Origin of the sequence: Desulfobulbus alkaliphilus, assembly GCF_016918545.1 — a bacterium.
GTDB classification, from domain to species: domain Bacteria; phylum Desulfobacterota; class Desulfobulbia; order Desulfobulbales; family Desulfobulbaceae; genus Desulfobulbus; species Desulfobulbus alkaliphilus.
Genome location: NZ_JAFFQC010000184.1, coordinates 1 through 468 on the forward strand (window position 1 = coordinate 1; position 468 = coordinate 468).

General features: G+C 66.2%; 1 protein-coding gene. It reads left to right on the forward strand.

All coding sequences use genetic code 11. The features are described 5' to 3' along the window. A partial coding sequence (locus tag JWG43_RS18025) for a [Fe-Fe] hydrogenase large subunit C-terminal domain-containing protein (RefSeq protein ID WP_275888509.1) occupies positions 1–399 on the forward strand: 399 nt, incomplete at its 5' end. Positions 400–468 lie beyond the last annotated feature (69 nt).

Genomic DNA, 468 nt, shown 5'->3' on the forward strand with positions numbered 1-468 from the left:
CGCCAGGAAGGCCTGCACGACGAGATGGTGGACTATGTGCTCACCTTCGAAGAAGTGGGCGCCCTGTTCAATGCCCGCGTCATCGTGGTGGAAGAGTGCGAAGAGCACGAGCTGGAGCGCCCCAGCAACGAGGCGCGCGGCTATGCCATCGCGGGCGGCGTGTCCGCCGCTGTGGAAAAGCTGGTGGGCGACCGCTTCGAAGTGCGACCCGTGGCCAGCAACGGCCTTTCGCCCCAGGGCCTCAAGAAGTTGCAGTCCTTCGTCAAGGGCGGCTGCCACGGCAACCTGGTGGAAGTCATGACCTGCGTGGGCGTCTGCGTGGGCGGCGCCGGTGTGGTGATGCCCGCCGCCAAGGGCGCCAAGGCCGTGGAGAACTTTGCCACCAAGGGCAACGTGTAGGGGAGGGCGGCAGGCGGCCTTCGTGCTGTCCGCCGCTTGACATCCCCGTGAGCCGAGGCTAGTAAATGT